Genomic DNA, 24,962 nt, shown 5'->3' on the forward strand with positions numbered 1-24,962 from the left:
AACGGGGCGAAGGGCACTCAGGCCGTGGCGCGAGCTTCCGCGAGAGCCTTGAGATCGGCCGGCTTCAGCTCGACGGATTCGCCGCAGCCGCAGGCCGAACTCTGGTTCGGGTTGTGGAAGGTGAATCCGGTGCGCAGCGTCGTCTGCTCGAAATCCATCTCGGTGCCGAACAGGAAAAGGGCTGCCTCCGGCGCCACATAGACATGCGCGCCGTCGCGCTCGATATGATCGTCCTTGGTGTTGGGCTCAGTCACCAGGTCGACCGTGTATTCCATGCCGGCGCAGCCGCCCTTTTTGATGCCGAGGCGAATGCCATGCGCGCCGTCGCGCGTGGCGACGATCTCGCGCACCCGGTCGGCGGCCTTCTCGGTCATCGTGATGACGGCAAAGCGTCCCATTTTTCTTTCTCCGCATTCACGCAGGTTCAAGGCCTGCCGAACGATTCCTCACCTAAAATGGTGAAGTTTTATGACTGGCGCAAGTGCGCCAACCCCTGTCGGGCTCGACGCTAGTACCAACCCACCGCGACCTGCGCCTCTTCGGACATGCGGTCGGGCGACCAGGGGGGGTCGAAGGTCATGTTGACCTCGACGCCGGACACGCCTTCGACGGCGCCGACGGCGTTTTCCACCCAGCCGGGCATTTCGCCAGCGACAGGGCAGCCGGGGGCGGTCAGCGTCATGTCGATCTTGACCGCGCGATTGTCCTCGATGTCGATCTTGTAGATGAGGCCGAGTTCGTAGATGTCGGCCGGGATTTCCGGGTCATAGACCGTCTTCAGCGCCGAGACGATGTCGTCGGTCAGCCGCGCCAGTTCGTCGGCGGGAATGGCCGAAGCGGAAACCAGCGGGTTCATGGCCGGTTCCGGTGCGGTCTCGGTGGTGTGGCTAGCGTCATCCATGGTCGTCACCCAAAAAACTTGCGCGCTTTTTCAAGCGCTTCGGCCAAAGCGTCGACTTCGGTCCTGGTATTATACATGCCAAACGATGCCCTGCATGTGGAGGTTACGCCAAAGCGTTTCAACAGCGGCTGGGCGCAATGGGTACCGGCGCGGACGGCAACGCCTTGCCTGTCTATCACCATCGACACGTCATGGGCGTGAATGCCTTGCAGTTCGAAGGAAATGATGGCGCCCTTGCCCGGCGCGTCACCGAAGATGCGCAGCGAATTGATGGCGCGCAGCCGTTCATGCGCATAGGTCTTGAGATCTTCCTCATGCGCTGCAATGCGCTCACGGCCGACCTTCTCCATATAATCCAATGCCGCGCCCAGCCCGATCGCCTGCACGATCGGCGGCGTGCCGGCCTCGAAGCGGTGCGGCGGCTCGTTGTAGGTAACGATGTCCTCAGTCACCTCCTCGATCATCTCGCCGCCGCCCATGAATGGCCGCATGCCTAGGAGAATGTCCTTCTTGCCATAGAGCACGCCGATGCCTGAGGGGCCGTAGACCTTGTGGCCAGTGAAGACGAAGAAGTCGCAGTCGAGATCCTGCACGTCGACAGGCATATGCACGGCGCTCTGGCTGCCGTCGACGAGGACGGGAATTCCGCGCGCATGGGCAATGCGGACGATCTCCTTGATCGGCGTCACCGTGCCCAGCGCATTCGACATCTGGGTGATGGCGACCAGCTTGGTGCGGTCGGTCAGCCGCTTTTCGAATTCCTCGATGTGGAAGACGCCGAGATCGTCGACCGGCACCCAGACCAGTTTCGCACCCTGCCGCTCGCGGATGAAATGCCACGGCACGATGTTGGAGTGATGCTCCATGATCGACAGCACGATCTCGTCGCCCTCGCCGATGTTGGGCATGCCATAGCCATAGGCGACGGTGTTGATGGCCGAGGTGGTGTTCGAGGTGAAGACGATGTTGTCGGTGCTTGGTGCGTTGAGGAAGTGACGCACCGTCTCACGCGCCTTTTCATAGGCGTCGGTCGCCGCGTTGGAGAGGAAATGCAGGCCGCGATGGACGTTGGCGTATTCCTGGCTGTAGGCATGCTGGATGGCGTCGAGCACCGCCTGCGGCTTCTGTGCCGAGGCGCCATTGTCGAGATAGACCAGCGGCTTGCCGTAGACCTCGCGCGACAAGATCGGGAAGTCGCGGCGGATCGCCTCGACGTCGTAGGGGATGTTTTCGACTTTCTGGTCCATTTCGAAGTCCTTGCCGCTCTAGGCCGCGTTCCTTCCAGAACCCCTCATCCGTCTTGGCGCTTCGCGCCAATCCACCTTCTCCCACAAGGGGAGAAGGGAGGGAGCTACCCGTGTGTCACAAACCAGTCGTCGAGCTTCGCTTCCAGGGCCTCGACGATCGTCTCGTCGTCCAGTTCCTCGATCACCTCGGCGACGAAGGCTTTGACCAGAAGGCCCCGCGCGGTCTTCTCGTCGACGCCACGCGCCATCAGGTAGAACAGATGGTCGTGGTCGATCTCGGTGACCGTCGCGCCATGGCCGCAGACGACGTCGTCGGCGAAGATTTCAAGCTCCGGCTTGGTCGAGAACTCGCCATCATCCGACAACAGCAGCGTGTTGCAGGCCATCTTGGCGTTGGTCTTCTGCGCATATTGATGGACGTTGATGCGGCCCTGGAAGACGCCGCGCGCCTTGCCCGTCACCACATTGCGGATCACTTCCGTCGAGGCCGTGTGCGGCACGGCGTGGTCGAGCACCATGGTCACGTCGGTGTGGGTGTCGCCGGCCAGGAGGTTGATGCCGCGCAGTTTGAAGTCGGCGCCTTCGCCGGTCGTCCGGACCATGATCTCCTGGCGCACAAGCTTGCCGCCGGCGTTCATGACAAACAGCGTCAGTTTCGCATTCTTGCCGATATGGGCCTTGAACTGCGCCAGATGCGTCGCCGTTTCCGGCTGCTCCTGGACGATCAGCCACGTCACCTCGGCGCCTTCGCCGAGCACGAGCTGGCTGACCGAGCTGACCAGGGCGGCCCCATCGCCGGCCTGACGTTCGACGATGACAGCCTTGGCGCCGGCGCCGACACGCACCGGCAGGCGCACATGGGTCTGGCCACCGGCCTGCAGGTTCTGCAGTTCGATCGGCTTTTCCAATTCGGCGCCATCGGCGATATCGACAAAGTAACCGTCGGCCACGAAAGCCGCGTTCAGCGCGCCGATGGCGTCGTCGCTGCCATAGGGGTCGAGCCCCGGCGCGATGCTGCCGTCGGTGAGCTTTTCCGACAGGCGCTGCACGGTGACGCCCTCGATATCAGGCACTTTCGCGCTCGACACGCCGTTGAGGATCGCCAGCACGGCGGAGCCTTCCACGATCGGTGCAAGAGCTTTGGGCGCGGCGGCCGGATCGAAGTCCGGTACGGCGCTCAACAGCCGGCGCAGGTCGGTGTAGTGCCAGGATTCGATGCGCCGGGTCGGCAGACCGTGCTTGATCGCTTCGATGGCGTCGTCGCGCTTCAGCATTACCGCGCCGTCGCCCGGCAGCAGCGACAGCCGGTCGCCAAACGCGTCGATCAACGCTGTTTCGGCCGGTGTCCGCTGCGGTTGTGCGTGCATGTTCATCGGTATTACCTCTGGCATCTCACGCGGCTTCGCCGATCACGCCGGCATAGCCATTGGCTTCAAGATCGAGCGCCAGCGACTTGTCGCCGGACTTGATGACCTGACCCTTGTAGAGCACGTGCACGGTGTCGGGCACGATGTGTTCGAGCAGGCGCTGGTAGTGGGTGATGACCAGGAACGCGCGGTCCGGCGCACGCAGCGCGTTGACGCCGTCGGAAACGATCTTCAGCGCATCGATGTCGAGGCCGGAATCGGTCTCGTCGAGCACGCAGAGTTTCGGCTCCAGCAGCTTCATCTGCAGGATCTCGGCCCGCTTTTTCTCGCCGCCGGAGAAGCCGACATTGAGAGGCCGCTTCAACATCGCCATGTCCATGCTGAGCGAGGCGGCGGCTTCCTTCACGCGCTTCAGGAATTCCGGGATCTTCAGCGGCTCCTCGCCGCGCGCCTTGCGCTGCTCGTTCATCGCCACCTTCAGGAATTCCATGGTGGCCACGCCCGGTATCTCCATCGGATACTGGAAGGCGAGGAAAATGCCCGACGTGGCGCGCTCGGCCGGATCCATTTCGAGGATCGACTGGCCGTTGTAGAGGATGTCGCCTTCGGTGACCTCATAGTCCTCGCGGCCGGCGAGGATGTAGGACAGCGTCGATTTGCCCGAGCCGTTCGGCCCCATGATCGCGGCGACCTCGCCGGCTTTCACCGTCAGGTTCAGGCCGCGGATGATTTCGGTGCCATCATCGACGATGCGGGCGTGCAGGTTTCTGATTTCAAGCATTCTTTGTTTCCTGAATATGTGTCCGGTCAGCCGACCGAGCCCTCAAGCGAGATCCCGATCAGCTTCTGCGCCTCAACAGCGAACTCCATCGGCAGTTGCTGGATGACGTCCTTGACGAAGCCGTTGACGATCAGCGCGATCGCTTCCTCTTCGGGAATGCCACGCTGCATGACGTAGAATTTCTGGTCCTCGGAAATCTTCGACGTCGTCGCTTCGTGCTCGAACTGCGCCGTCGAATTCTTGGCTTCCATGTAGGGCACGGTGTGCGCCCCGCACTGGTCGCCGATCAGCAGTGAATCGCAATTGGTGAAGTTGCGGGCATTGGTCGCCTTGCGATGCGCCGAGACCTGGCCGCGATAGGTGTTCTGCGAGAAGCCGGCGGCGATGCCCTTGGAGATGATGCGGCTCGACGTGTTCTTGCCGAGATGGATCATCTTGGTGCCGCTGTCGACCTGCTGATAGCCGTTCGACACCGCGATCGAATAGAACTCGCCGCTGGAATCGTCGCCGCGCAGGATGCAGCTCGGATACTTCCAGGTGATCGCCGAGCCGGTCTCGACCTGCGTCCATGAAATCTTCGAGCGGTGACCGCGGCAGTCGCCGCGCTTGGTGACGAAATTGTAGATGCCGCCCTTGCCCTCGGCGTCACCAGGGTACCAGTTCTGCACCGTCGAATATTTGATCTCGGCATCGTCGAGCGCCACCAGTTCGACGACGGCGGCGTGCAGCTGGTTCTCGTCGCGCTGCGGCGCCGTGCAGCCTTCGAGATAGGAGACATAAGCCCCCTCCTCGGCGATGATCAGCGTGCGCTCGAACTGGCCGGTGTTCTTCTCGTTCATGCGGAAATAGGTCGACAGCTCCATCGGACAACGCACACCCTTGGGCACGAAGACGAAGGAGCCATCGGTGAACACGGCGGAATTGAGCGTGGCGTAGTAATTGTCGGAGGTCGGCACGACCGAGCCGAGATATTTCTTCACCAGCTCCGGATGCTCGCGGATGGCTTCCGAGATCGAGCAGAAGATGACGCCGGCCTGCGCCAGTTCCTTCTTGAAGGTGGTGACGACGGAGACGGAATCGAACACCGCGTCGACGGCGACGCGGCCCGACTTGTAGACATTATCGCTGACTTCCTCGAGCTCCGAGGCGTCGGTCTTCTGCACACCGGCGAGGATTTCCTGCTCCCTCAGCGGGATACCCAGCTTTTCGTAGACCTTCAGCAGTTCGGGATCGACGTCGCTCAGCGACGTCGGGCCGGGCGTGCTCTTCGGCGCCGCGTAGAAGTAGATGTCCTGGAAATCGATCTTCGGGTAGTGAACGCGCGCCCAGGTCGGCTCGTCCAGCGTCAGCCAGCGGCGATACGCTTCCAGACGCCATTCCAGCATCCAGGACGGTTCGTCCTTCTTGGCCGAAATGAAACGGATGATGTCTTCGCTGAGGCCCTTGGGGGCCTTGTCCATCGCGATTTCGGTCTGGAATCCGTATTTGTATTGGTCGACGTCGATCTTTCGGACCCGATCGATCGTGTCCTGCACAGCAGGCATATGCGTTCTCCATCCACGCCGGGGTCAAGGCCCGACAGTTTTCAAACTATGGCACCGCCAAAAATGAACGCCGAAGGGCATTCGCGGCAGCGTAAGTTTCATATAGTGCGTTTCGACCGGAAATTCACCCGGCCAATATGAAACGCACGGCTCTGCCAGGCCAAAGGCCTGTTTGTGTCCGGCCGCTGCTCATGCGGCCTTTTCCCTGTTCGCCCGGCGTGCGGCGATTGCTGCCAGCGCGGTGCGGAACAGTTCGATGTCCTCTGCGCCGGTCGCCGAACCGATCGACACGCGCAAGGCGCCAAGACTGTCACCGTACCCCATGGCTTTCAGCACATGGCTCGGCCCGACCTTGCCCGACGAACAGGCGGAGCCGGCCGACAGCGCCACGCCGGCCAGATCGAAGGCGATCTGCGCGGTTTCGGCTTTGATGCCCGCAATAGCGAAGAATGTCGTGTTGGCAAGCCTTGGCGCACCGGTTCCAAAGATTTCCGCGTCCGGCACCAGCATTTTCACGATTGCCTCGATCTCGTCGCGGCGATGGCGCACCGCATCCATGGCCGTCAATCCGGTGAGTGCCTCGCGTGCAGCGGCGCCAAAGCCAGCAATGGCGGCGAGGTTTTCCGTGCCGCCGCGATGGCCCTTTTCCTGGCCGCCGCCATTGATCAAGGGCTTCGGCATCATCAGATCCGAGGCGGCGACGATGGCGCCGACCCCCTTGGGACCACCGATCTTGTGCGAGGACAGAATCAGGTAATCGGCGTAACCCGCTGACAGATCGATCGAAACACGCCCTGCGGCCTGGACTGCATCAACGACGAGGACGCCGCCCCCTGCCTTGACGATCTCGGCGATACGATCGATCGGCTGGATGACGCCGGTCTCGTTGTTGGCGGCATGGATGGCGACCAGCGGCAGGCCCTCGGCCCTGTCGTGATGGGCGAGTGCGGCCGCCAACGCGTCGAGATCGGCAATGCCGTTGGCGTCGACGCCGATCCGGGCGACCTGCGCCGCCGGGAAGCGCCCGCCATTCAACAGGCAGGGATGATCGGCCGCCGACACGTAGAGCCGGCTCATGCGCACGCTGCCGCGCCCCATCTGCCAGTCTGATGTCAGCAGCGTCGAGGCAGCTTCCGTCGCGCCGGAGGTGAACACGACGTGCTCGGCCCTGGCGTTGACCAGCGCCGCCACGTCACGCCTCGCGGTCTCGATCAGGCGGCGTGCGGCGCGTCCCTCGGCGTGGACCGACGACGGGTTGGCGGCGACGTCAAGTGCCGCGACCACAGCCTCACGCGCCGCGGCAAGCAGCGGCGCACTGGCGTTATAGTCGAGATAGGCGCGTGTTCCGGCCATTTTCGTCCGTTTGGTCCCGTCAGAAGCCATTCCGCTGTCGTATCGCGTTATTTCCTTGAAATTCCAAGGCGAGCCGTCCTATTTACGCGGCTTGCGGCGCGGGTGGCCGGGCTCGACTTCTGGCCACTCAGTTTTGAACAATTCTAAACTAGCTTCTAAGAAGACGCTCGCCCTGCGTCAAGGCCAGAGGAAGACACGTTCCGGGCGCCGCGCATTCGCATACCAAGTGGAGTATTTCATGCCTGAGGTCATTTTCACCGGTCCTGCCGGCCGTCTGGAGGGACGCTACCAGCCTTCCAAGGAAAAGAGCGCGCCGATTGCCATCGTCCTGCACCCGCATCCGCAATTCGGCGGCACGATGAACAACAAGATCGTCTACGACCTCTTCTACATGTTCCAGAAGCGGGATTTCACCACGCTTCGCTTCAATTTTCGCGGCATCGGCCGCAGCCAGGGGGAGTTCGACCACGGCACCGGAGAGTTGTCGGACGCCGCTGCCGCGTTGGACTGGGTGCAGTCCCTGCATCCGGATTCCAAGAGCTGCTGGGTCGCCGGTTACTCCTTCGGCTCCTGGATCGGCATGCAACTCCTGATGCGCCGGCCGGAGATCGAAGGCTTCATCTCGATCGCGCCGCAGCCCAACACCTATGATTTCTCGTTCCTGGCGCCCTGCCCGTCGTCTGGCCTGATCATCCATGGCGATGCCGACAAGGTGGCGCCGCCGAAAGATGTGCAGGGCCTGGTCGACAAGCTGCACACGCAAAAGGGCATCACCATCACGCAGAAGACCTTGCCCGGCGCCAACCACTTCTTCTCCAACGATGCCGACCTGCTGCTCGAGGAATGCGCGGACTATCTCGATCGCCGGCTGGCCGGCGAATTGTCGGATCCGCGCCCCAAGCGGCTGAGATAGGCGAAGCGGTTGAGATAGGCAAAGGAAACGGGCAGCGATGTACGAGCCTCCTCATTTCAGGGAAACGCGGCCGGAAATCCTGCACGGGCTGATCCGGGCGCATCCGCTGGGCCTGTTGATTTGCAACGGAGCCGAGGGGCCGGTCGCCAACGCCATCCCGTTCCTGCTCGACGCCCCCTCAGGGCTCGATGAAGGCCCCCCGCCGAACGGCAGGCTGCGCGCCCATCTGGCGAAGGCCAATCCGCAATGGCAGCTGTTGGCCGACAATCCGGCATCGCCGGTGCTGATCGTCTTCCAGGGCACCGATGCCTATGTGACGCCGTCCTGGTACGAGACCAAGCGCGAGACCGGCAAGGTGGTGCCGACCTGGAATTACGCCATCGTGCAGGTGCGAGGCACCGTCAAGGTGATCGATGACCAGGCCTGGCTGGCGCAGCAGATCGCCGACCTGACCGCGTCCCAGGAAGGCGCCCGCGCCGCGCCCTGGGCGGTGACCGACGCGCCGGCGCCCTTCATCCAGTCGCAGATCAAGGGCATTATCGGGCTGGAAATCGAGATCAGCGAAATCCACGGCAAGTGGAAGGTCAGCCAGAACCGGCCGGTCGCCGATCGCGCCGGCGTTGCGCAAGGGCTCGAAAACGAAGACCACCGCTCGCCTGACATGGCACGCCTGGTCAGATCCTATGGCGGCCTGGACGGCAATTAGGTCAGCCGAAACGTTCCCTTGCGGACCGGCAACCCCGACGGCATCGGGCGAAAGATGAAGCCGAGCCGGGCAAAGACCAGCCCGCAAGCCAACGCGAAGGCGCAGCCGAGGCCGAAGCCGGCGACGGTGTCGCTGGGATAGTGCGCGCCGACGAAGACCCGCGTCGAGGCAATGCAGGCCGTGATCGCCAGCGCGATGTACCAGCGCCGCGGAAACAACAGCAAAGCGACCCCGAACACGGCGCCCATGGTGGTGGCGTGGCCGGACGGGAAGCCGGCGAAGCGCGCATCAAAAGCAAAGGGATGCAAGGCCAGCACGCCAAAATCGTCGAAATACAGCGGGCGAGCCCGACCGATCGCGTATTTCAGCACATTGACGGCCAGGCCGGACAGACCGGCGGCGCTCAGCATCAGAAAAGCCAGGCAGGTCCAGTTGTAGACCAGCATCAGCGATCGCCTTGAAAGGCTTCGCCAGTCCGTCAGGTTGGCGGCAACGAGCAAAAGCGCTGATGGGATGAGATACCAGCCTCCCAGGCCGAACTGCGTGAAGAAATCGGCCAATTGGACGAACCCTGGCGACCATTGGCCGTGAGACATTCCTGCCGGGGTGTCGAGGCGAACAAACGCCGCCGCCGTCAGCAAAATCCAGACCAGGCCCCAAACCGGCCACACGATGTTCGGGTATCTGGCGGGACGAGCGGCAAAGCGCCTTCTTGCGATCTGCAACGTATCGCGAAAGTTGTCGAGGGACCGGCGCCCCACTCCAAGGAGCATACCGGAAACGGAAGGGCGCGATTTCACGAGCATAGGAAACTCGACCCTGTCATCGACGAGCCGTCATTGGGCCATACGATAGAGGCCGAGCGACAATTTGTCTCCCGACGAATAGTTGAGCCCGTCGATCTCGGCAACGCGGTTCACCGATTTGCCGTATGCCGCCAGCATGCCATTCAGTTTCTGCTCGTCCGCAATCGGCGCCAGTGCGAGCGCGCAGGCCGGATCCGTAAACAGATGCCTGGCGACGCCCTCGACATTGGTCAGCACCGTTTTCGTGCCGACCAGGAACACCAGGCTCGGTTCCTGATAGCGCGACGAGGCGAGTACGGTGGTGTCGCAAGGCTTGTTGGCGCGCACCGCCGCCTCGATGGCCGGGCTCAGCCAGATCGGCTTCAGCGACGGCGCGATGACGCCGAACAACAGCCCATAGGTGATGCCGGCACAGACCGCGACAGCTCCGATGCGGCGCAGCGGCACTTGCAACTGCCGCGAAAAGGCGAAGTAGCCGGCGCCGAGCGCTGCCGCCGCCGCCGGAATGCTCCACCAGGAGAAGGCGCCGGTGAGGTAGATCGGCGCGCCGATGCAGACCGCCGCCAGACCGAGGCTGACCACGGCGAGACCAAAGGCGGTCGACCACCACAACCAATCCTGCCAGCGCTTGAGCGGTGCGTTCGCATCCTGCGGCTGCAACGTCAGCAGCCAGCCGATCAGCAGCGCCATGCCGGGATAGGCCGGCAGGACATAGTGCGGCAGCTTGGTCGGGATGAGCTCGAACACCAGCCAGAACGGGATGTACCAGGCGAGGCAGAAGCGCAGCCGGGGATCGTCGCGCAAGCGGTTGAGGGCCTGCAGCCCGGCGCCGACCGCGATCAGGCCGAAGGGCCACATGAACAGCGAATAGGTCAGCATGTAGAAGCCAGGCGGCAGGCCGTGCGATTCCTCGCCCGACGCGACCTTGCCGATCATGTCCTTGCCGACGGCCTGCTGCAGGAAGGCGCCGCCGCTCTTCCAGGTGATCAGCGCAAGCCAGGGCAGCACGATCAGCACCACGAGCGCCAGGCCGCGCCCCGTCTTCAGCTTCGACAGCCAGCGCCCGTCACGCTCGAAGGCAAAAAGTACGGCGATGGTGAGCGCCGACAGCAGCGGCGCGATCGGTCCCTTGATGAGGATCGCCGCACCTTGCGCGATCCAGAAAATCCACCAGAGATGGCCAGCGACAGGCTGGTTCCGGCGCGACGCCAGATAGATCTGCGCCAGCGCGCCTTGCGCCGCCACGCAACAGGCCAGCAGCATGGCGTCGGTCTTGGCGTCGCGGCCTTCGAAAGCGGTGGCGAAGATCGCCGCCATGACAAGGCCGGCGGCGATGCCGGCATTGGCGCCGAACAGATTGGTGCCGGTCCAGGCGATCGCCAGCACCGCAATGGCAATGCCAAGCGCCGAGACCGTGCGGTAGACCCAGATCGGCGCTTGGGCGCCCTCGCCGCTCAGCGCCACGGCCGCCGATTGCAGCCAGTAGATGCCGATCGGTTTCTGGTACCGCGAGGCGTCCTGAAAGCGGATGTCGACATAGTTGCCGGTCTCGGCCATCTGCTTGGTGGCCTGGACGAAGCGCGACTCGTCGCGGTCGATCGGCGGCATCGAGGCCAACCCCGAAACCGTCATCACCAGGCTGAACAGGAAGAGAAGGATGTAATTCCTGTTCACCGCCATGTTTTCAGCCTCTCCAACCGTTCTCTCGATGCGCCAGACTGCCCAATCGACCGCTGCTCAATCGACCTTGGTCATCGCCGCCGCCTTGCGCTCGTTGGCGATCAGCCAGAGATTTCTGATATAGATGAACATGCCCATGGCCTGGCCGGCGATGAACACAGGATCCTGGCGCACGATCGCATAGATCAGCAGCAGGCCGCCGCCGAACAGGGAAAAGAACCAGAAGGCGACCGGCACGACGCTGCGCTTGGCCTTTTCGGAGGCGAGCCACTGCACGACGAAGCGCATGGTGAAGAAGAACTGGGCGATGAAGCCGAGCAGGATCCACGCATCGAACTGCTTGACGAAAACCTGGTGAAGCCACGTCACCAGTTCCTGAAGCACGTTAACCACGGCTGATTTCCTCTACTTTGGGCATTCTGCGGCGCCGGCGGCGCAGCCACCAGACGCCACCGAGATCGAGCGCGCCCTGCAGGCCGCGATCGAAAATGCCGTAATTCGACTTGCCATGCCGGCGCGAGCGATCGACGACGTCGCAATGCACGACGCGATAACCCTCCTGGATGACCAGGGCCGGAACGAAGCGATGGGTGCCGTCGAAGAACGGCAATTTGCGCAGGATATCGGTGTGGATCGCCTTGAGGCCGCAACCGGTATCGCGCGTGTCGTCATGCAGGATCGCGCCCCGCAGCCAGTTGGCAAAACGCGACGCCAGTTGCTTGACCTTGCTGTCGCGACGCTTGAGGCGTTGGCCCTGTGCCGCGCCGAAATCGGGGCCCGCCTGCCGCAAGGCATCGACCAGCATGGGTATGTATTGAGGGTCGTTCTGGCCATCACCGTCGATCGTGGCGACGATGCCGCCGCGCGCGGCCCAGGCGCCGGAACGCACCGAAAGGCTCTGGCCGGCGGATTTCCGGTGCCGCAATTCCCGCACCGGAAACGGGCGAAGTGCTGCTTGCGCGGCGAGAACCGAAGTGGTGTCGTCGGTCGAGCCATCGTTGACGATGATCAGCTCGAAGTCGCGCCCGGCCATGGCGGCCTCGATCTCGTCGATCAACAGCGGCAGATTGGCCGCCTCGTTCCTGCAAGGAATGACGATGGATATCAATGCGTCCGGCATGTCGCGTCGGGGCTCTGTCGTCGGATATGGCATTTTGTGGATGCCGTGCGGTGCCGCTTGAGGTCGTGGACTGCAAGAACCTTTGGCGCGGCGCCTCATTACGCCAGCCGAAACGATGAAGCAAGCATGGGAGCCGGACGGTGGATTGCGGCAAATGGCCAGTGGGCAGCAGCGGCTGCCGCTCGCAACGTGCGATCGCGCCAAAACCGGATTCCACTTTTGCTGATCGCGCTTGGGTGCTAAACGCCCGCGTTCATGCACGCCACGCTTGGGCCAGATCGGCCGGACGCTTTCGGGAAACAAAAAATGCCTGCCTTCAAATCCGATTTCCTGCGCACGATGAGCGAGCGCGGTTTCATCCACCAGACTTCGGATGATGCCGGCCTCGACAATCTCTTCGCCACGGAGACGGTGACGGCCTATATCGGCTTCGACGCGACCGCCAGGAGCCTGCATGCCGGTTCGCTGATTCAGATCATGATGCTGCACTGGCTGCAGCAGACCGGTCATCGGCCGATCGCGCTGATGGGCGGCGGTACCTCGATGATAGGCGATCCGTCCTTCAAGGACGAGGCGCGCAAGCTTTTGACCCCGCAGGATATCGACGACAACCTCGCCGGCATCCGCCGCAACTTCATGCCGTACCTCAAATTCGGCAGTGGGCCGAATGACGCCATCATGGTCAACAACGCCGACTGGCTGATGGAGATCAACTACGTCAATTTCCTGCGGGACGTCGGCCGTCACTTTTCCGTCAACCGCATGCTGGCCTTCGATTCCGTCAAGCTGCGGCTCGATCGCGAACAGTCGCTGTCGTTTCTCGAATTCAACTACATGATCCTGCAGGCCTATGATTTCGTCGAACTCTACAAGCGTCTCGGCTGCCGCCTGCAGATGGGCGGCTCCGACCAGTGGGGCAACATCATCAACGGTATCGATCTCGGCCGCCGCATGGAGGACGCGCAACTCTATGCGCTGACCACGCCGCTGCTCACCACCTCATCGGGCGCCAAGATGGGCAAGTCGGCGTCGGGCGCGGTCTGGCTCGATGCGGACATGCTGAGCCCGTATGAGTTCTGGCAGTACTGGCGCAACACCGAGGATGCCGATGTCGGCCGTTTCCTGAAACTCTACACGACGCTGCCCTTGGACGAGGTTACGCGGCTCGAGCAGCTCGGCGGATCCGAGATCAATGAGGCCAAGAAAGTCCTCGCCACCGAGATCACGGCCTTGCTGCACGGTCGCCCGGCCGCCGAACAGGCCGGCGACACGGCGCGCAAGACATTCGAGGAAGGCGCGCTCGCCGAATCGCTGCCGTCCGTCGAGGTGGAACAAGCCAAACTCGAAGCCGGCGTCGGCATCCTGTCGCTGCTCGTGACCGCCGGATTGGCGGCGTCGAACGGCGAGGCGCGGCGGCATGTGCAGGGCGGTGCGGTGCGGCTGAACGATCTGCCTGTCAGCGACGAGCGCAAGCTGGTGACATCTCAGGATTTGAGTCCGGAAAACGTCGCAAAGCTTTCACTCGGCAGGAAAAAACACATTCTCGTGCGGCCTGTTTAAGGCCGGTCACCGGTATTCGAAGATCGACCTGAATATCCCGGGCGCGATCACCGACAGCGGGTTGATATCCAGAACCGGCTTGTTGGCGTTGCCCTTCAGCCGGTAGGTGACGCCGATCAGGCCGCGGTCGCGGCCATTGCCGAGAAGCGCGCCAACGATGGGCAATTCGCCGAAGATGCGATTGAGGCCATAGACCGGCATGAACGTGCCGGTCATGTCCATGTTGTTGTTCTGGTCGTAGAGCGTGCCCTGGAACGTCGTGCCAATGCGCGGGCCGCGCAGCACCCCATTGGCCAGTTTCAGATAGCCGCTGCCCTTGTCGATCTCGGCGTAACCGCGTTCGAATTTCACCCGCGACGTGTCCAGATTGCCCTTGACCGCCTGGTTGAGGCTTCGGTTGTCACCGGCCGGCGTGGTCGAGACGATGGAGGCCAGTTTCGGTTCGTTGACCACGAAAAAGTTGCTGGTATCCACCTTGCCCGTCAGCGATCCGTCGCTCGGCCCCGCCAGCGCCAGGGTGATCGCTCCGCCTTCCATATGCTCGTAGATGTTGAGAAACCGAAGGATCGCGCCGGCGTCGGCGGACTGCATGTTGAGGGTGCGCCGGCCGGCGCCGGTGGTGTTGCTGATGGTTATGGCGGCTCCCGAACTTGCCGTGGCGCTGACCTTCAGCCCGTTCACGCGCGAACCGGCCGCGCTGTAGTCGAGCTTCAGATTGGACAATTGCTCGTCGTGGAAACCGGTCAGCTGATCGACGTCGGCGCTGACTGAAATAGAGTCGGAACCAGTGGTCTTGGTCGCAGTGTCGACGTCCGAGGTGAACTGCTTGATCAGCGAGCGCGCGTCCAGCGCGTTGCCAGATATGTTGACCGCATAGCCCTTGCCGGACCGCTTCACCGACACCGCGACATTGTCGCCCCTGTTCAAGGTGACCTTGCTGAACTTTGCGGAAGACAGGGCGCCATTGACCAGCACGATGTTGCCATCGACGGAGAAACTCTTTCCGTCGAGTTCGAAGTCGGACAGCGTCGTGGTGTCGCCGGACTTGGTCATGACGAATGTGACATTGGCGGGAACCCCCGCCCCCTTGCTCCAGCCGGCCCAGGGAATGTCCAGCCTGGCGTTGGTCAGATCGGCCGAGACGTTCTGGTCGCCGCTGCCGCTCTTGTCGATCGCGACCTTCACCGTTCCGCCAAGCAGCGGCGTCAAGCCGGGCATTGCGGCGGCACGGATCTTGTCGTCGAGAACCAGGGCCACCTTGCGGCTGGGCGCCGGCCCATCATCCCGGAGCGGCTCGATCAGGTCGAGTTCGGCCGGAATGCCGTTCAGCGATGCCTTGGCGGAAATGACTGCCTTTTCGGGGTCGACGGTAATCGAACCGTCGGCGTCCGTCACGGTCTGGCCCTCGAAGGGCTTGGCCAATGACAGGCCGCTATAGTCGAGCGACACCAGCCAATCGAGCTTCGAGGAGTCAACGCCGGACTGCAACGGAATGTCAGCCCTGACATGACCGGTGACGCTGCCCGACAGGTCTTCCGGCAGAAGGCCGACATGGCGCATGGCGTTGATCGGCTCGTACGAGGCGAGTTCAGCGATTGCCGGCGCTTCGCCTTCAACATCGATGTCGAGCGCGCCGATGACCGGCGGATGATTGGCCGCCTTGACCGTCAGCGTGCCATTGCTGGCCGCCACGGTGCGGCCGCTGGGCAGGTAGACGGTGCCCGAGGACAGGGAGACGTCGACATCATTGCCGTGGAAAGCAACAACGCCGACCGCATCGCGTATCGGCGGAATGCGCCCGGCCGTGTCAAAACGCGATCCCTCGATCTGGAAGCGGCCGAACACCTCATCGGCGGACAGCGGCACGCCATTGCCAAGGCGGCCCGGGACGACCTGGAACTGCAGGTTGGCGTCGACGACGCGGCCGCCAAACAGATTGGCCAGCACCCACAGCCGGGCGTTGCGTGCCGAAAACCACGGCCAAAGCTGCTTGACGTGAGAGACCTGCATGTTGTGGACGTTGAACGCCAGATTGATCCCCGGTGCCTGGCCGTCGACGAATTCCACAGCGGCGGTGCCAAGCACCTCGCCGGAGGCGGCGGACCGAATCGCGATCTGATCGGCCACGAGCTTGTGGCTCACTGTGTTGTAGACACCGGCAATCCGAGCGAGGAAGGCGAGCGCAGGCTCGGGCGACTCCGACGGCGCGAGCGACGAACCGTCGCTGGTCAGGTCATAGCGATAGGACGGTTCCTCACCTGCCGCTCCGGTTGCCGGCTTCGGCCCGATCGAACCGGCAAAATCGAATGTCGACCGGCCGGTCTTCAGCAACAATCTGTCGACCTGGACCTTGTTGCTGCCCGCAACCAGCGTCGCGTTGACATCGACATCCGCCGGCAGCAACCCGCGTGCGCCGAGATCGAGCACGGAACCCGTCGATGACAGCGTGGCCGTCAGCCGCGATGCATTCGTGCCGGCCCCTTCCGATCCCGACAGCTTCAGCGTGACCGCGCCCAGCTTTCCGGCAACAGCCGTGGTGTCGCCGGCCAGATCGATGCTCGCATCCAGCGCCGTCACGCGGTGTGCCGCGACATCGCGGGCGGCGGACGCGGCAACGGCAACCGCCCTGCCGTCGACATCGGCCTCGGACGAAAACTGCATGCCGCCCGGTCCCGATTGCGCGACGGTGGCGTCGGTGATCTTGATCAGCTTGATCGTCCCGGCTTCGGGCAGCACGAATTCGACATTGCGAAATTCGATCCGGCGCAGTGAATCTTCCCGCACGGCATCGAGCGCTCGGTTGACGTTGCCGAACACCGCAGCGGACAGTTTCTCCGGATCGATGAGGCCGTCCTCGTTGCGCAGGACAGCGGTCCAGTCGCCGGACGGCATCGCCGCCACGAAGATGCGCGCATCGGAGATCCTGGCGCTGGTCAGCCGCACATCCCCCCACAGCAGCGGTATCAGGCGCACGCCGAAGCGCACGCGGCCCGCATCGGCCATCGGCTTGCCGCCGGCCGTCTTCAGGCTGACGTCGCTGACCTGCAACGCAATGAAGCTCGATCCATCAAGGGTGATGCGCGCCGGTCCGACCGAAACATCGACATCGACGCCGGCCAGTTTCTCGATGGCGGTTTCCGCTTCCGCTCGAAGCCGCTCGGAGCCAACGCCGGACACACCGACCAGATAGACAACAACTGCCGCCAACAAGACGAAGCTGGCGAAACCGGCGAACACCCTTGCCAGGATGCGAAAGCCGCGTCCGATCCGCGCCTGACCGAGCGGCGGCACGCGGCACGCGGACGGAAAGGTCCCCAGGTCGGTGATCTCATCCCGCCTGAACCGTATCTTCTCGTGTTGCGGTTGCTCCTGATCCACGCATTTTTCCGTTGTACGAACTCGATCGTGGACGAATCCCCGCTCGACACTATATCGGTGTGGCGTCGCGCGTAACCACAAACAAGGGCATCGGTATGACTGACCTCGACGTAGGCGATCTCGCGCCGCAATTCGACCTGCCGCGGGACGGCGGCGGATCGCTCAGCCTTGCCGCATCCTCCGGCAAGCCCATTGTGCTCTATTTTTATCCGCAGGACGACACAACAAGCTGCACGCAAGAGGCGATCAGCTTCTCGCAGCTGAAGCCGGACTTCGCGAAGGCGGGCGCCGTTGTGATCGGCCTGTCGCCTGACAACGTCAAAAAGCACGACAAGTTCAAATCGAAATACAGTCTCACCATCGACCTCGCTGCCGACGAGGAGCGCAAGGTGATCGAGGCCTACCATCTGTGGGTCGAGAAATCGATGTATGGCCGCAAGTACATGGGTGTCGAGCGCGCGACGTTCCTGATCGGCCGCGACGGGCGGATCGCCAGGATCTGGCGCAAGGTCCGGGTCAAGGGCCATGCCGAGGAAGTGCTGGCGGCTGTCCGCGCGCTTTGAGTTTGTCGGCACAGCCGACGCCCCTTGCCTACAACCTCATGCCCGCATGGCTGGTAATCGTTGACGGCAAGCCGGCAGCGCAAAACTTTGTTAACCCTAATAATGTGTAATCAAGCTTGTCGTGGTGTCGTAAACGAAAGCTTGGTCCCGTGAAGGCAACCGGTCAGTCAGCAGTCTTCGGCAGGCGTAAAGAGCCCCACACGATCATCATCGCCCGGGGTAATGAGATCAGGCACTTCACGATCCGACCCTGGCTCGCGGCCTTTGTCGGCTCAGCGCTGGCCGCCATTGCCATCGGCTACCTCCTGGCCACCTCCTACCTCGTGCTGCGCGACGACCTGATCGGCGCCACCACGGCGCGGCAGGCACGCATGCAGCAGGCCTATGAAGATCGCATTTCGGCGCTTCGCGGCCAGGTCGACCGCATCACCAGCCGCCAGTTGCTCGACCAGCAGCTGATGGAAACCAAGGTCAGCGAACTGCTTGAACGCCAGAGCCAGTTGAGCCAGCGTCACGGCCGCCTCGGCCCGCTGCTCGAACGCGCCGAGAATGACGTCGGCACGGCGCCAGCCGAGGATCCGGCTGCGGCTGGCAAGCCGGACAAACCCGCCGAGGTAACCGGCAGCATCAACCCGCCAGTGCAGACCTACGCGGTCGCCAGTCTGAGCGCCGACCTTGGTGCAGGCGACACCAGGCCATTCTCGCTTTGGTCGACCCGCTCCGATCCGCTGCCCAACGATTCAGCCGCCGACCGTGCCGACAGGCTGTTCGTCTCGATCAACCAGTCGCTGAAATCCATCGAGAACGAACAGCTGACCCGCATCAGCACGCTTGCCGACAACGCCTACAAGAGCGCCGACGCAATCACCCAGGCCCTGCAAGCGGCAGGCTTGCCGGTCGACAGCGATTTCGGCAAGAACGAGAGCGACGTCGGCGGACCGCTGATCCCGCTCGACAGTTCGATGATGTTCGACAGCAAGGTCAAGGAACTGGACGAGGCGCTGGACACGCTCGACCACCTCAAGAAGGAAGCGCGCCAGCTGCCGCTGACCAATCCAGCCCCCGGCCATTCCGTCACCAGCCCGTTCGGCGTGCGCACCGACCCGATCCTCGGCACCGCCGCGCTGCATTCCGGGATGGATTTCAGGGCACCGATCGGCATGGCCGCCAAGGTCACGGCGCCCGGCGTCGTCACCAAGGCAGGCTGGAACGGCGGGTATGGCCGGATGGTGGAAGTCGACCACGGCAATGGTTTTGCGACGCGCTACGGACATCTCAGCGAAATCGACGTGACCGTGGGCGAGAAGCTGGATGCCGGCGCCGTCATCGGCAAGACCGGCAGCAGCGGCCGCTCGACAGGTCCGCATCTGCATTACGAAGTCCGCCACAATGGCGAAGCCATCGACCCCCTGCGCTTCCTCACCGTCGGCAAGAAGGTCGCCCAGTATCTCTGAGCGCCGCAAGCGCTGAGCTGATCGGCGGCCCTCTCCAGACTCAGCTCGCCCTGAAGGCCCTGATGGTTTCGCCAATTGTCAGCGCCGCAGAAAAGGTGCCGGTGACGCGGTCAGCCCCCTTCCCCCCGTCACTATACGGGGAGAAGTGCCCGGCAGGGCGATGGGGGCGGCGCCGACTTCGACAATGGTGACCTTCCCCACAAATTGGAAACTGTCGTCGATCTGAAGTGATTGCCCTTGGCGACACCGCTTGGGCGTTGACAGCATTCCAGTTGTAGGATGATATGTATAAGCATACACACCTGCATCAAAACCGGCCCGACAATGACCATCCACGGCGTCTCGCCTGACATTCTCACTGCCCTCGAGCATGTGCTGGGGCAGAGCGGCGTGGCTGCCGACGCCGCGGGTATGGCCAGATATCTCGCAGACTGGTCCGGCGATCATCATGGCGGCGCCCTCGCCGTGCTGAAGCCGGCTTCGGTCGCGGAGGTTCAGGCCACTGTCCGGCTGTGCGGCAGGCTTGGGCTGGCGATGATCCCGCAAGGTGGCAACACCGGGCTTGTGGCGGGTGCGATCGACATCGGCATGGGCCGGGGTGCGGTGGTCATCAGCCTGGAGCGGCTGAACAGCATCCGTCTCGTCGACGTCGACAATTTCATCCTGCAGGCCGATGCCGGCTGCATCCTGCAGCACATCAAGGATGCCGCCGAAAACCAGGACTGCCTGTTTCCGCTGGCGCTCGGCGCCCAGGGCAGCTGTCAGATCGGTGGCAACGCGGCAAGCAATGCCGGCGGCGTCAACGTGCTGCGCTACGGAATGGCCCGCGATCTCATTGTCGGCCTCGAAGTGGTGCTGCCGGACGGCGAATTGTGGAGCGGCTTTTCCGGCCTGCGCAAGGACAACCGCGGTTATGACCTGAAGCAGCTGTTCGTCGGCAGCGAAGGAACGCTGGGCATCATCACCGGCGTCGAGGTCAAGCTGTTTCCGAAACCCGGCCGGGTCGAGACCGCGTATCTGGGCCTTCCCTCGTTCGAAGCAGCGATCGCGCTGTTCGGGCAAGCCCGACGCGGATGCTCGGACCTGATATCCGCCTTCGAGATCATCGGCTCTGAATGCATGGAGCTTGCGCGTTTGATCGATCCGGACATCGTCGCGCCGGTCACCGCCCCTGTTCATGTGCTGATCGAGTTGTCGGCGAGCGCTGCCATCGACCTGCGCACGCTGCTGGTCGACTTCCTTGCCGGAGCCATGGAAAAGCATCTCGTCACTGACGCCGTTCTGGCCGAAAGCGGCGCACAGGCCAGGGCTTTCTGGGCCATTCGCGAAGGGCTGGTCGAGGGCCAGGCCAAGCGCGGCTACCATGTACGCACGGATCTTTCCGTGCGCATCTCGGACATCCCCGCGCTCATCGCCCAGGCCCGCCAGTTTGTCGCGCTGGACCATCCAGGCTGGATCCCCCAGGCCTACGGCCATGCAGGCGACGGCAACATCCATTTCAATGTGCTGCCGCCGCTCGACCTTGCCGAGCCCGAGTCTCGCGCCAGGGGTGCCGAGATCACAGCCGGGCTGTACGACATCGTCAACGCCCTTGGCGGCTCGATCAGCGCCGAACACGGCATCGGGCGCACCCGCCAGCGCGTGTACTGGGTTGGGCTCTCTCCCGTCCACCGCAGGCTTGTCGCCACACTCAAAAATGCCCTCGATCCGAACAAGTTGATGAATCCCGGCTGCCTCTTACCCACGACGGAGACCGTTTCATGAAACAACGACTGGCTGCCATCGGTACTGTCGAGGCGCTGCCGCACCGGGTCGCAGCGTTCCTCAGCCGCGAGATCGAGTCCGGTGATCTCAATCCGGGCAGCCTGCTGCCGACGGAGCAACAGCTTTCGGAGAAATTCGGCGTCAGCCGAAACGTGGTGCGCGAGGCAATCGCGCAATTGCGCGCCGATGGCATGGTGGAGGCGCGACAAGGCATTGGCTCTTTCGTCCTGGCCCCGGAGCAGCGCGCGGCAATCCGCATCGACCGCGAGACGCTGAAGGAAGGGCAGAACATGGAGCGGCTCTTCGAGCTGCGCTGCATCCTCGAGGCAGAATCAGCAGCACTTGCCGCCGAGCGGCGCGAGCAGGAACATCTCGACGCCATCAAGGCGGCTCTCGACCGCATGAGCGGCGAGGAGCGCTGGGAAGACGGCAGCATCGACGCCGACCTTCTGTTTCATCGCGAAATCGCCCGGGCGACCGGCAACAGCTATATCCACACCTTCATCTCCTTCGTCTGCGAACAGATCCGCCGCTCGATCTACTACGCACGCCTCACCAACCCCTTGCACGACCTGGTGGAAGTCAATGTCGGCGAGCATGTGCGCATCTACGAGGCGCTGGTCGCCGGCGATCCGGCAGCCGCCGAAGCGGCGATGCGCGCGCACATCATCGGCGCTGCCGACCGCGTCGGCGTCAAGCTGCCGGCGTCGCGCGCCCAGCGCGCCGACGAAAGGAAATAGCCATGTCGCTCGGCACCGCATACCGGATTTCGGACGTCTGCCTGCTTGTCGAGGACATCGAGCGCACAGTGGCGTTCTACGTCGACAAGCTCGGCTTCCGCCTGCGCCGGCGCGCCGAGGGTTTTGCCGACTTCCATGGCGAGGGCGTGACGCTTGCTGCCTGGGAGATCGACCATATCAGCCAGCACACCGGCGTCTCGAAGCTGCGTTCGCCGCGCCATGCGCACAAGGTTTGCGTGGCGGTCAAACTCGACGCGCCCGGCGAAATCGACCGCCTCTACGCCGATCTGACGGCCAAGGGCGTGCCCTTCCAGGGCCCGCCAGGGGACTATGTCTGGAACGCGCGCTGCGCCTATTTCACCGACCCGGACGACACGCTCTGGGAACTCTACGCCTGGCTCGACGGCGGCCCCGGCGACTACCACGAAGAACGGCCGTAGACGACAGCGCGCCGAGGGACCGGCGTGCAATGAAGAGACAGACAAGTCTTGCAACAGGAGCGAAAAATGAGTGGGAACAAACATTACGACATGAACCGCCGCAGCTTCATGAAATCCAGCATGGCGGCCGTTGCCGCGGCATCGGCAGGGATGCAACTGGTGCTGACCCCGGGTGCGAAGGCGGCCGGAAAGATCATCATCCAGTATGACTGGCTGATGTCCAACGGCCAGATCGGCGACATCGCGGCCGTCGCCAATGGCTATTTCAAGGATGCCGGGCTCGACGTGGAATTCAGCCCGGGCGGCCCCAACGCCTCGACAGTGCCGCCGGTGATCTCCGGCGCGGCACAGCTCGGCCAGTTTTCCGAAACGCCGCAGCTTTTCGCGGCGCGCGCCAGCGGCGTGCCGGTAAAGATCATCGCCTGCGGCTTCCGCACCGGCCCCTATGCCTTTACCTCGAAGGCGGCAAACCCGATCCGCGGCATCGCCGACCTCAAGGGCAAGAAGATCGGTATCCAGCCAACCGCGCGTTTCGTCATCGACGAGATCCTGGCCAAGAACGGCATGGGCCCGTCCGACGTCACTGTCGTCAATGTCGGCTTCGACAAGGCGCCACTGATGCGCGGCGATGTCGATGCCATTGGCGGCTGGATCACCAACACGCAGGCGTTGAGCATCGTCGGCGATGATCGCATCGACCTTCTGGTGCGCGATCTCGGACTGAATTCCTATGCCGACGTCTATTTCGCCACGGACGCCGCGATCGAAAAGGATCCGGACACGCTGGCGAAATTCATCGGCGCGGTCGCCAAGGGCTGGGGCTGGGTGCATGCCAACCCGCAGGAGGCCGTGAAGAAAATGGTCGCCGCCTATCCGGAAATGGACCTCGGCTGGGAAGAGAAGACCGTCAACCTGGTGCTCAAGCTGTCCTTCGATGCGGCAACGGCCAAGGACGGTTGGGGCACGTTCGATCCTGCCTCCCTCGAGGAGCAATTGGCGTTGCTCGACAAGGTGGGACAATATCCGAACGGCCGGCCGGCGGCCGCCGACGTCTACACCACCAAAATCCTCGAACTTTCGGCCGCCGACCGGCCGAAGCTCGACGCGCCCGCCGCCTGATGGCGAACGCGATCGAAACCCGCGGACTGGATGTCGGCTATGGCGGCCGCCAGGCCGCCGTCAAAGTGCTCTCCGGCCTCGACCTCGACGTCGAGGCCGGATCCTTCCTGGCGATCCTCGGACCTTCGGGCTGCGGCAAGTCGACCTTGCTCAGGGTGGTTGCCGATCTGCTCGATCCGCTTGGCGGCACCATCAACGTGCTCGGCGACACGCCGCACGCTGTGCGATCGCGCCGCGATGTCGGCTTCGTCTTCCAGGATTCGACCCTGCTGCCCTGGCGCACGGTGCGCGACAACGTTCGCCTGCCGCTTGGCGTCGGGCAAGGCAGCCTGACCCGCAGCATCGAGGATCGCAGCGACGAATTGCTGGAGTTGATGGGGCTTGCTGGCTTCGGCGAACGCCTGCCGCACCAGCTTTCCGGTGGCCAGCGCCAGCGTGTGGCAATCGCTCGCGCGCTGCTCGGGCAACCGAAGCTGCTGCTGATGGACGAACCGTTCGGGGCTCTCGACGAAATCACCCGCGACCGCCTCAACGATGAGCTGCTCGCTCTGTGGCGGCGCACCGGCACGACGATCCTTTTCGTCACCCATTCGATCGCCGAGGCCGCCTATCTTGGCGAACGGGTCATCGTGCTCGCCGCCAATCCGGGGCGACTGGCCAAGGACATCGACATGCGGCCATTCAAGCAGGATGGCAACCGCTGCTCGCGCGAAGACCCGGCGATCGTCGCCGCCATGGCCGAGCTGCGGACCGCGCTGGAGCGCGCGTCATGAGGCCGGCACCACTGTCTCCGCAGATGGCAACCGCCCTGCCCGTTCTCGGTGCGGCGTCGATCCTTCTCACCTGGCAGTTTCTGCTGCCCGCTCTCGGCGTGCCGGCCTATATCGTGCCGACGCCGACGGCGATATCAGGCGTCTTCCAGAAGAGTTTCGCGCTGCTCATCGACAATCTCAGGCCGACGCTGATCGAGGCGCTGGCGGGCTTCGTGATCGGCAATCTTGCGGCCGTGCTGCTCGCGGTTCTGTTCGTCCACAGCCGCATCCTTCAGGCGGCCTATTTTCCGATCGTGCTGTTCTTCAACACCATTCCGATCCTGGCGCTGTCGCCGATCATCACCCTGATCTTCGGGCTGGGCATGACACCGAAGATCGTCATCGCGTCAGTGGTCTGTTTCTTCCCGACGCTGGTCAACATGATCCGCGGCCTGGACTCGGCCAGCGACAACGAGCACGAACTGTTTCGCGTGCTGTCGGCGACGCGCTGGGAGATCTTCTGGGGCCTGCGCCTGCCGCGCGCGCTGCCGATGCTGTTCTCCTCGCTCAGGATCGCGTCGGCGACGGCGGTGATCGGCGCCATCGTCGGCGAATGGATCGGCTCGGACAAGGGCCTCGGCGCGCTAATCATCCAGGCGAGCTTCAACTACCAGTCGGACCGGCTTTACGCGGCGATCGTGCTGTCGTCATGCCTGTCGATCGCGCTGTTCTGCGCCGTGGTGCTGGTCGAGCGCCGGATCATCAAATACTGAA

At 63.4% G+C, this 24,962-nt stretch carries 23 protein-coding genes; 11 read left to right on the forward strand and 12 right to left on the reverse strand.

The features are described 5' to 3' along the window. Positions 1-17: 17 nt before the first annotated feature. The 7 genes from sufA to AC1RZR_RS24390 form a co-directional block, all read right to left on the reverse strand. Positions 18-398: a Fe-S cluster assembly scaffold SufA gene (gene sufA / locus AC1RZR_RS24360; RefSeq protein ID WP_379096967.1), complete on the reverse strand. Its 381-nt coding sequence runs from the start codon at positions 396-398 to the stop codon at positions 18-20. Positions 399-508: 110 nt separating this feature from the next. Continuing rightward, on the reverse strand, positions 509-901 hold the full coding sequence (locus AC1RZR_RS24365; RefSeq protein WP_477275371.1) for an SUF system Fe-S cluster assembly protein: 393 nt from the start codon (positions 899-901) through the stop codon (positions 509-511). A gap of 5 nt (positions 902-906) precedes the next feature. Further along, positions 907-2,148, reverse strand: a complete 1,242-nt coding sequence (locus tag AC1RZR_RS24370; RefSeq protein WP_481826228.1) for a cysteine desulfurase — start codon at positions 2,146-2,148, stop codon at positions 907-909. 104 nt (positions 2,149-2,252) lie between these two features. After that, positions 2,253-3,521 (reverse strand): Fe-S cluster assembly protein SufD, encoded by a 1,269-nt coding sequence (gene sufD / locus AC1RZR_RS24375; RefSeq protein WP_481826229.1) that lies wholly within the window; start codon positions 3,519-3,521, stop codon positions 2,253-2,255. 19 nt (positions 3,522-3,540) lie between these two features. Further along, the gene (gene sufC, locus AC1RZR_RS24380; RefSeq protein WP_023810312.1) at positions 3,541-4,296 is read right to left on the reverse strand and encodes a Fe-S cluster assembly ATPase SufC; all 756 of its coding nucleotides are present in this window, start codon (positions 4,294-4,296) and stop codon (positions 3,541-3,543) included. Between the two features lie 26 nt (positions 4,297-4,322). Continuing rightward, positions 4,323-5,840, reverse strand: a complete 1,518-nt coding sequence (sufB, locus tag AC1RZR_RS24385; RefSeq protein WP_436161799.1) for a Fe-S cluster assembly protein SufB — start codon at positions 5,838-5,840, stop codon at positions 4,323-4,325. A 189-nt stretch (positions 5,841-6,029) separates the two neighbouring features. Continuing rightward, positions 6,030-7,193 carry a cysteine desulfurase family protein gene (locus tag AC1RZR_RS24390; protein WP_481826230.1) on the reverse strand — a complete coding sequence of 388 codons (1,164 nt, stop codon included), beginning with the start codon at positions 7,191-7,193 and terminating at the stop codon, positions 6,030-6,032. Positions 7,194-7,431: 238 nt separating this feature from the next. On the opposite strand from AC1RZR_RS24390, the gene AC1RZR_RS24395 reads away from it, so the two are divergent. Next, complete coding sequence (locus AC1RZR_RS24395; protein WP_013532163.1) at positions 7,432-8,106, forward strand: alpha/beta hydrolase; 675 nt, start codon at positions 7,432-7,434, stop codon at positions 8,104-8,106. A gap of 37 nt (positions 8,107-8,143) precedes the next feature. Continuing rightward, positions 8,144-8,812: an FMN-binding negative transcriptional regulator gene (locus AC1RZR_RS24400; protein WP_481826231.1), complete on the forward strand. Its 669-nt coding sequence runs from the start codon at positions 8,144-8,146 to the stop codon at positions 8,810-8,812. On the opposite strand, the gene AC1RZR_RS24405 is transcribed toward AC1RZR_RS24400, so the two are convergent. The 4 genes from AC1RZR_RS24405 to AC1RZR_RS24420 all read right to left on the reverse strand — a co-directional run bounded on the left by AC1RZR_RS24405 (position 8,809) and on the right by AC1RZR_RS24420 (position 12,418). After that, positions 8,809-9,372 (reverse strand): phosphatase PAP2 family protein, encoded by a 564-nt coding sequence (locus AC1RZR_RS24405; protein WP_481826232.1) that lies wholly within the window; start codon positions 9,370-9,372, stop codon positions 8,809-8,811. The genes AC1RZR_RS24400 and AC1RZR_RS24405 overlap by 4 nt on opposite strands. Positions 9,373-9,648: 276 nt before the next feature. Further along, the gene (locus tag AC1RZR_RS24410; RefSeq protein WP_481826233.1) at positions 9,649-11,298 is read right to left on the reverse strand and encodes an ArnT family glycosyltransferase; all 1,650 of its coding nucleotides are present in this window, start codon (positions 11,296-11,298) and stop codon (positions 9,649-9,651) included. 57 nt (positions 11,299-11,355) lie between these two features. Continuing rightward, entirely contained in the window at positions 11,356-11,691 is a 336-nt protein-coding gene (locus tag AC1RZR_RS24415; protein WP_379096937.1) for a lipid-A-disaccharide synthase N-terminal domain-containing protein, read from the reverse strand. After that, positions 11,684-12,418, reverse strand: coding sequence for a glycosyltransferase family 2 protein (locus AC1RZR_RS24420; RefSeq protein WP_477275387.1), 735 nt, complete (start codon positions 12,416-12,418; stop codon positions 11,684-11,686). The genes AC1RZR_RS24415 and AC1RZR_RS24420 overlap by 8 nt, the downstream gene beginning before the upstream one ends. Before the next feature lie 306 nt (positions 12,419-12,724). Between AC1RZR_RS24420 and tyrS the strand changes: the two genes are divergently transcribed. Then, positions 12,725-13,978, forward strand: coding sequence for a tyrosine--tRNA ligase (gene tyrS / locus AC1RZR_RS24425; protein ID WP_481826234.1), 1,254 nt, complete (start codon positions 12,725-12,727; stop codon positions 13,976-13,978). 6 nt (positions 13,979-13,984) lie between these two features. On the opposite strand, the gene AC1RZR_RS24430 is transcribed toward tyrS, so the two are convergent. Further along, a complete protein-coding gene (locus tag AC1RZR_RS24430; protein ID WP_481826235.1) occupies positions 13,985-17,356 on the reverse strand; it encodes a hypothetical protein in 3,372 nt (1,123 codons plus the stop codon). A gap of 95 nt (positions 17,357-17,451) precedes the next feature. Between AC1RZR_RS24430 and AC1RZR_RS24435 the strand changes: the two genes are divergently transcribed. From AC1RZR_RS24435 to AC1RZR_RS24470, 8 genes are all read left to right on the forward strand, one after another. Beyond that, a complete protein-coding gene (locus tag AC1RZR_RS24435; protein ID WP_481826236.1) occupies positions 17,452-17,919 on the forward strand; it encodes a peroxiredoxin in 468 nt (155 codons plus the stop codon). 149 nt (positions 17,920-18,068) lie between these two features. Continuing rightward, complete coding sequence (locus AC1RZR_RS24440; RefSeq protein ID WP_481826237.1) at positions 18,069-19,373, forward strand: M23 family metallopeptidase; 1,305 nt, start codon at positions 18,069-18,071, stop codon at positions 19,371-19,373. A gap of 324 nt (positions 19,374-19,697) precedes the next feature. Continuing rightward, complete coding sequence (locus AC1RZR_RS24445; RefSeq protein WP_481826238.1) at positions 19,698-21,137, forward strand: FAD-binding oxidoreductase; 1,440 nt, start codon at positions 19,698-19,700, stop codon at positions 21,135-21,137. Continuing rightward, on the forward strand, positions 21,134-21,877 hold the full coding sequence (locus AC1RZR_RS24450) for a FadR/GntR family transcriptional regulator (protein WP_477275398.1): 744 nt from the start codon (positions 21,134-21,136) through the stop codon (positions 21,875-21,877). Before AC1RZR_RS24445 ends, AC1RZR_RS24450 begins: the two co-directional genes overlap by 4 nt. 2 nt (positions 21,878-21,879) lie before the next feature. Continuing rightward, the gene (locus AC1RZR_RS24455) at positions 21,880-22,317 is read left to right on the forward strand and encodes a VOC family protein (RefSeq protein WP_379096913.1); all 438 of its coding nucleotides are present in this window, start codon (positions 21,880-21,882) and stop codon (positions 22,315-22,317) included. A gap of 90 nt (positions 22,318-22,407) precedes the next feature. Beyond that, a complete protein-coding gene (locus AC1RZR_RS24460; RefSeq protein ID WP_481829111.1) occupies positions 22,408-23,436 on the forward strand; it encodes an ABC transporter substrate-binding protein in 1,029 nt (342 codons plus the stop codon). Further along, positions 23,436-24,209 (forward strand): ABC transporter ATP-binding protein, encoded by a 774-nt coding sequence (locus tag AC1RZR_RS24465; RefSeq protein ID WP_481826239.1) that lies wholly within the window; start codon positions 23,436-23,438, stop codon positions 24,207-24,209. The genes AC1RZR_RS24460 and AC1RZR_RS24465 overlap by 1 nt, the downstream gene beginning before the upstream one ends. Continuing rightward, complete coding sequence (locus tag AC1RZR_RS24470; protein ID WP_481826240.1) at positions 24,206-24,961, forward strand: ABC transporter permease; 756 nt, start codon at positions 24,206-24,208, stop codon at positions 24,959-24,961. The genes AC1RZR_RS24465 and AC1RZR_RS24470 overlap by 4 nt, the downstream gene beginning before the upstream one ends. The last annotated feature ends 1 nt before the right edge of the window (position 24,962 follow it).

This window comes from Mesorhizobium bavaricum (assembly GCF_056781655.1).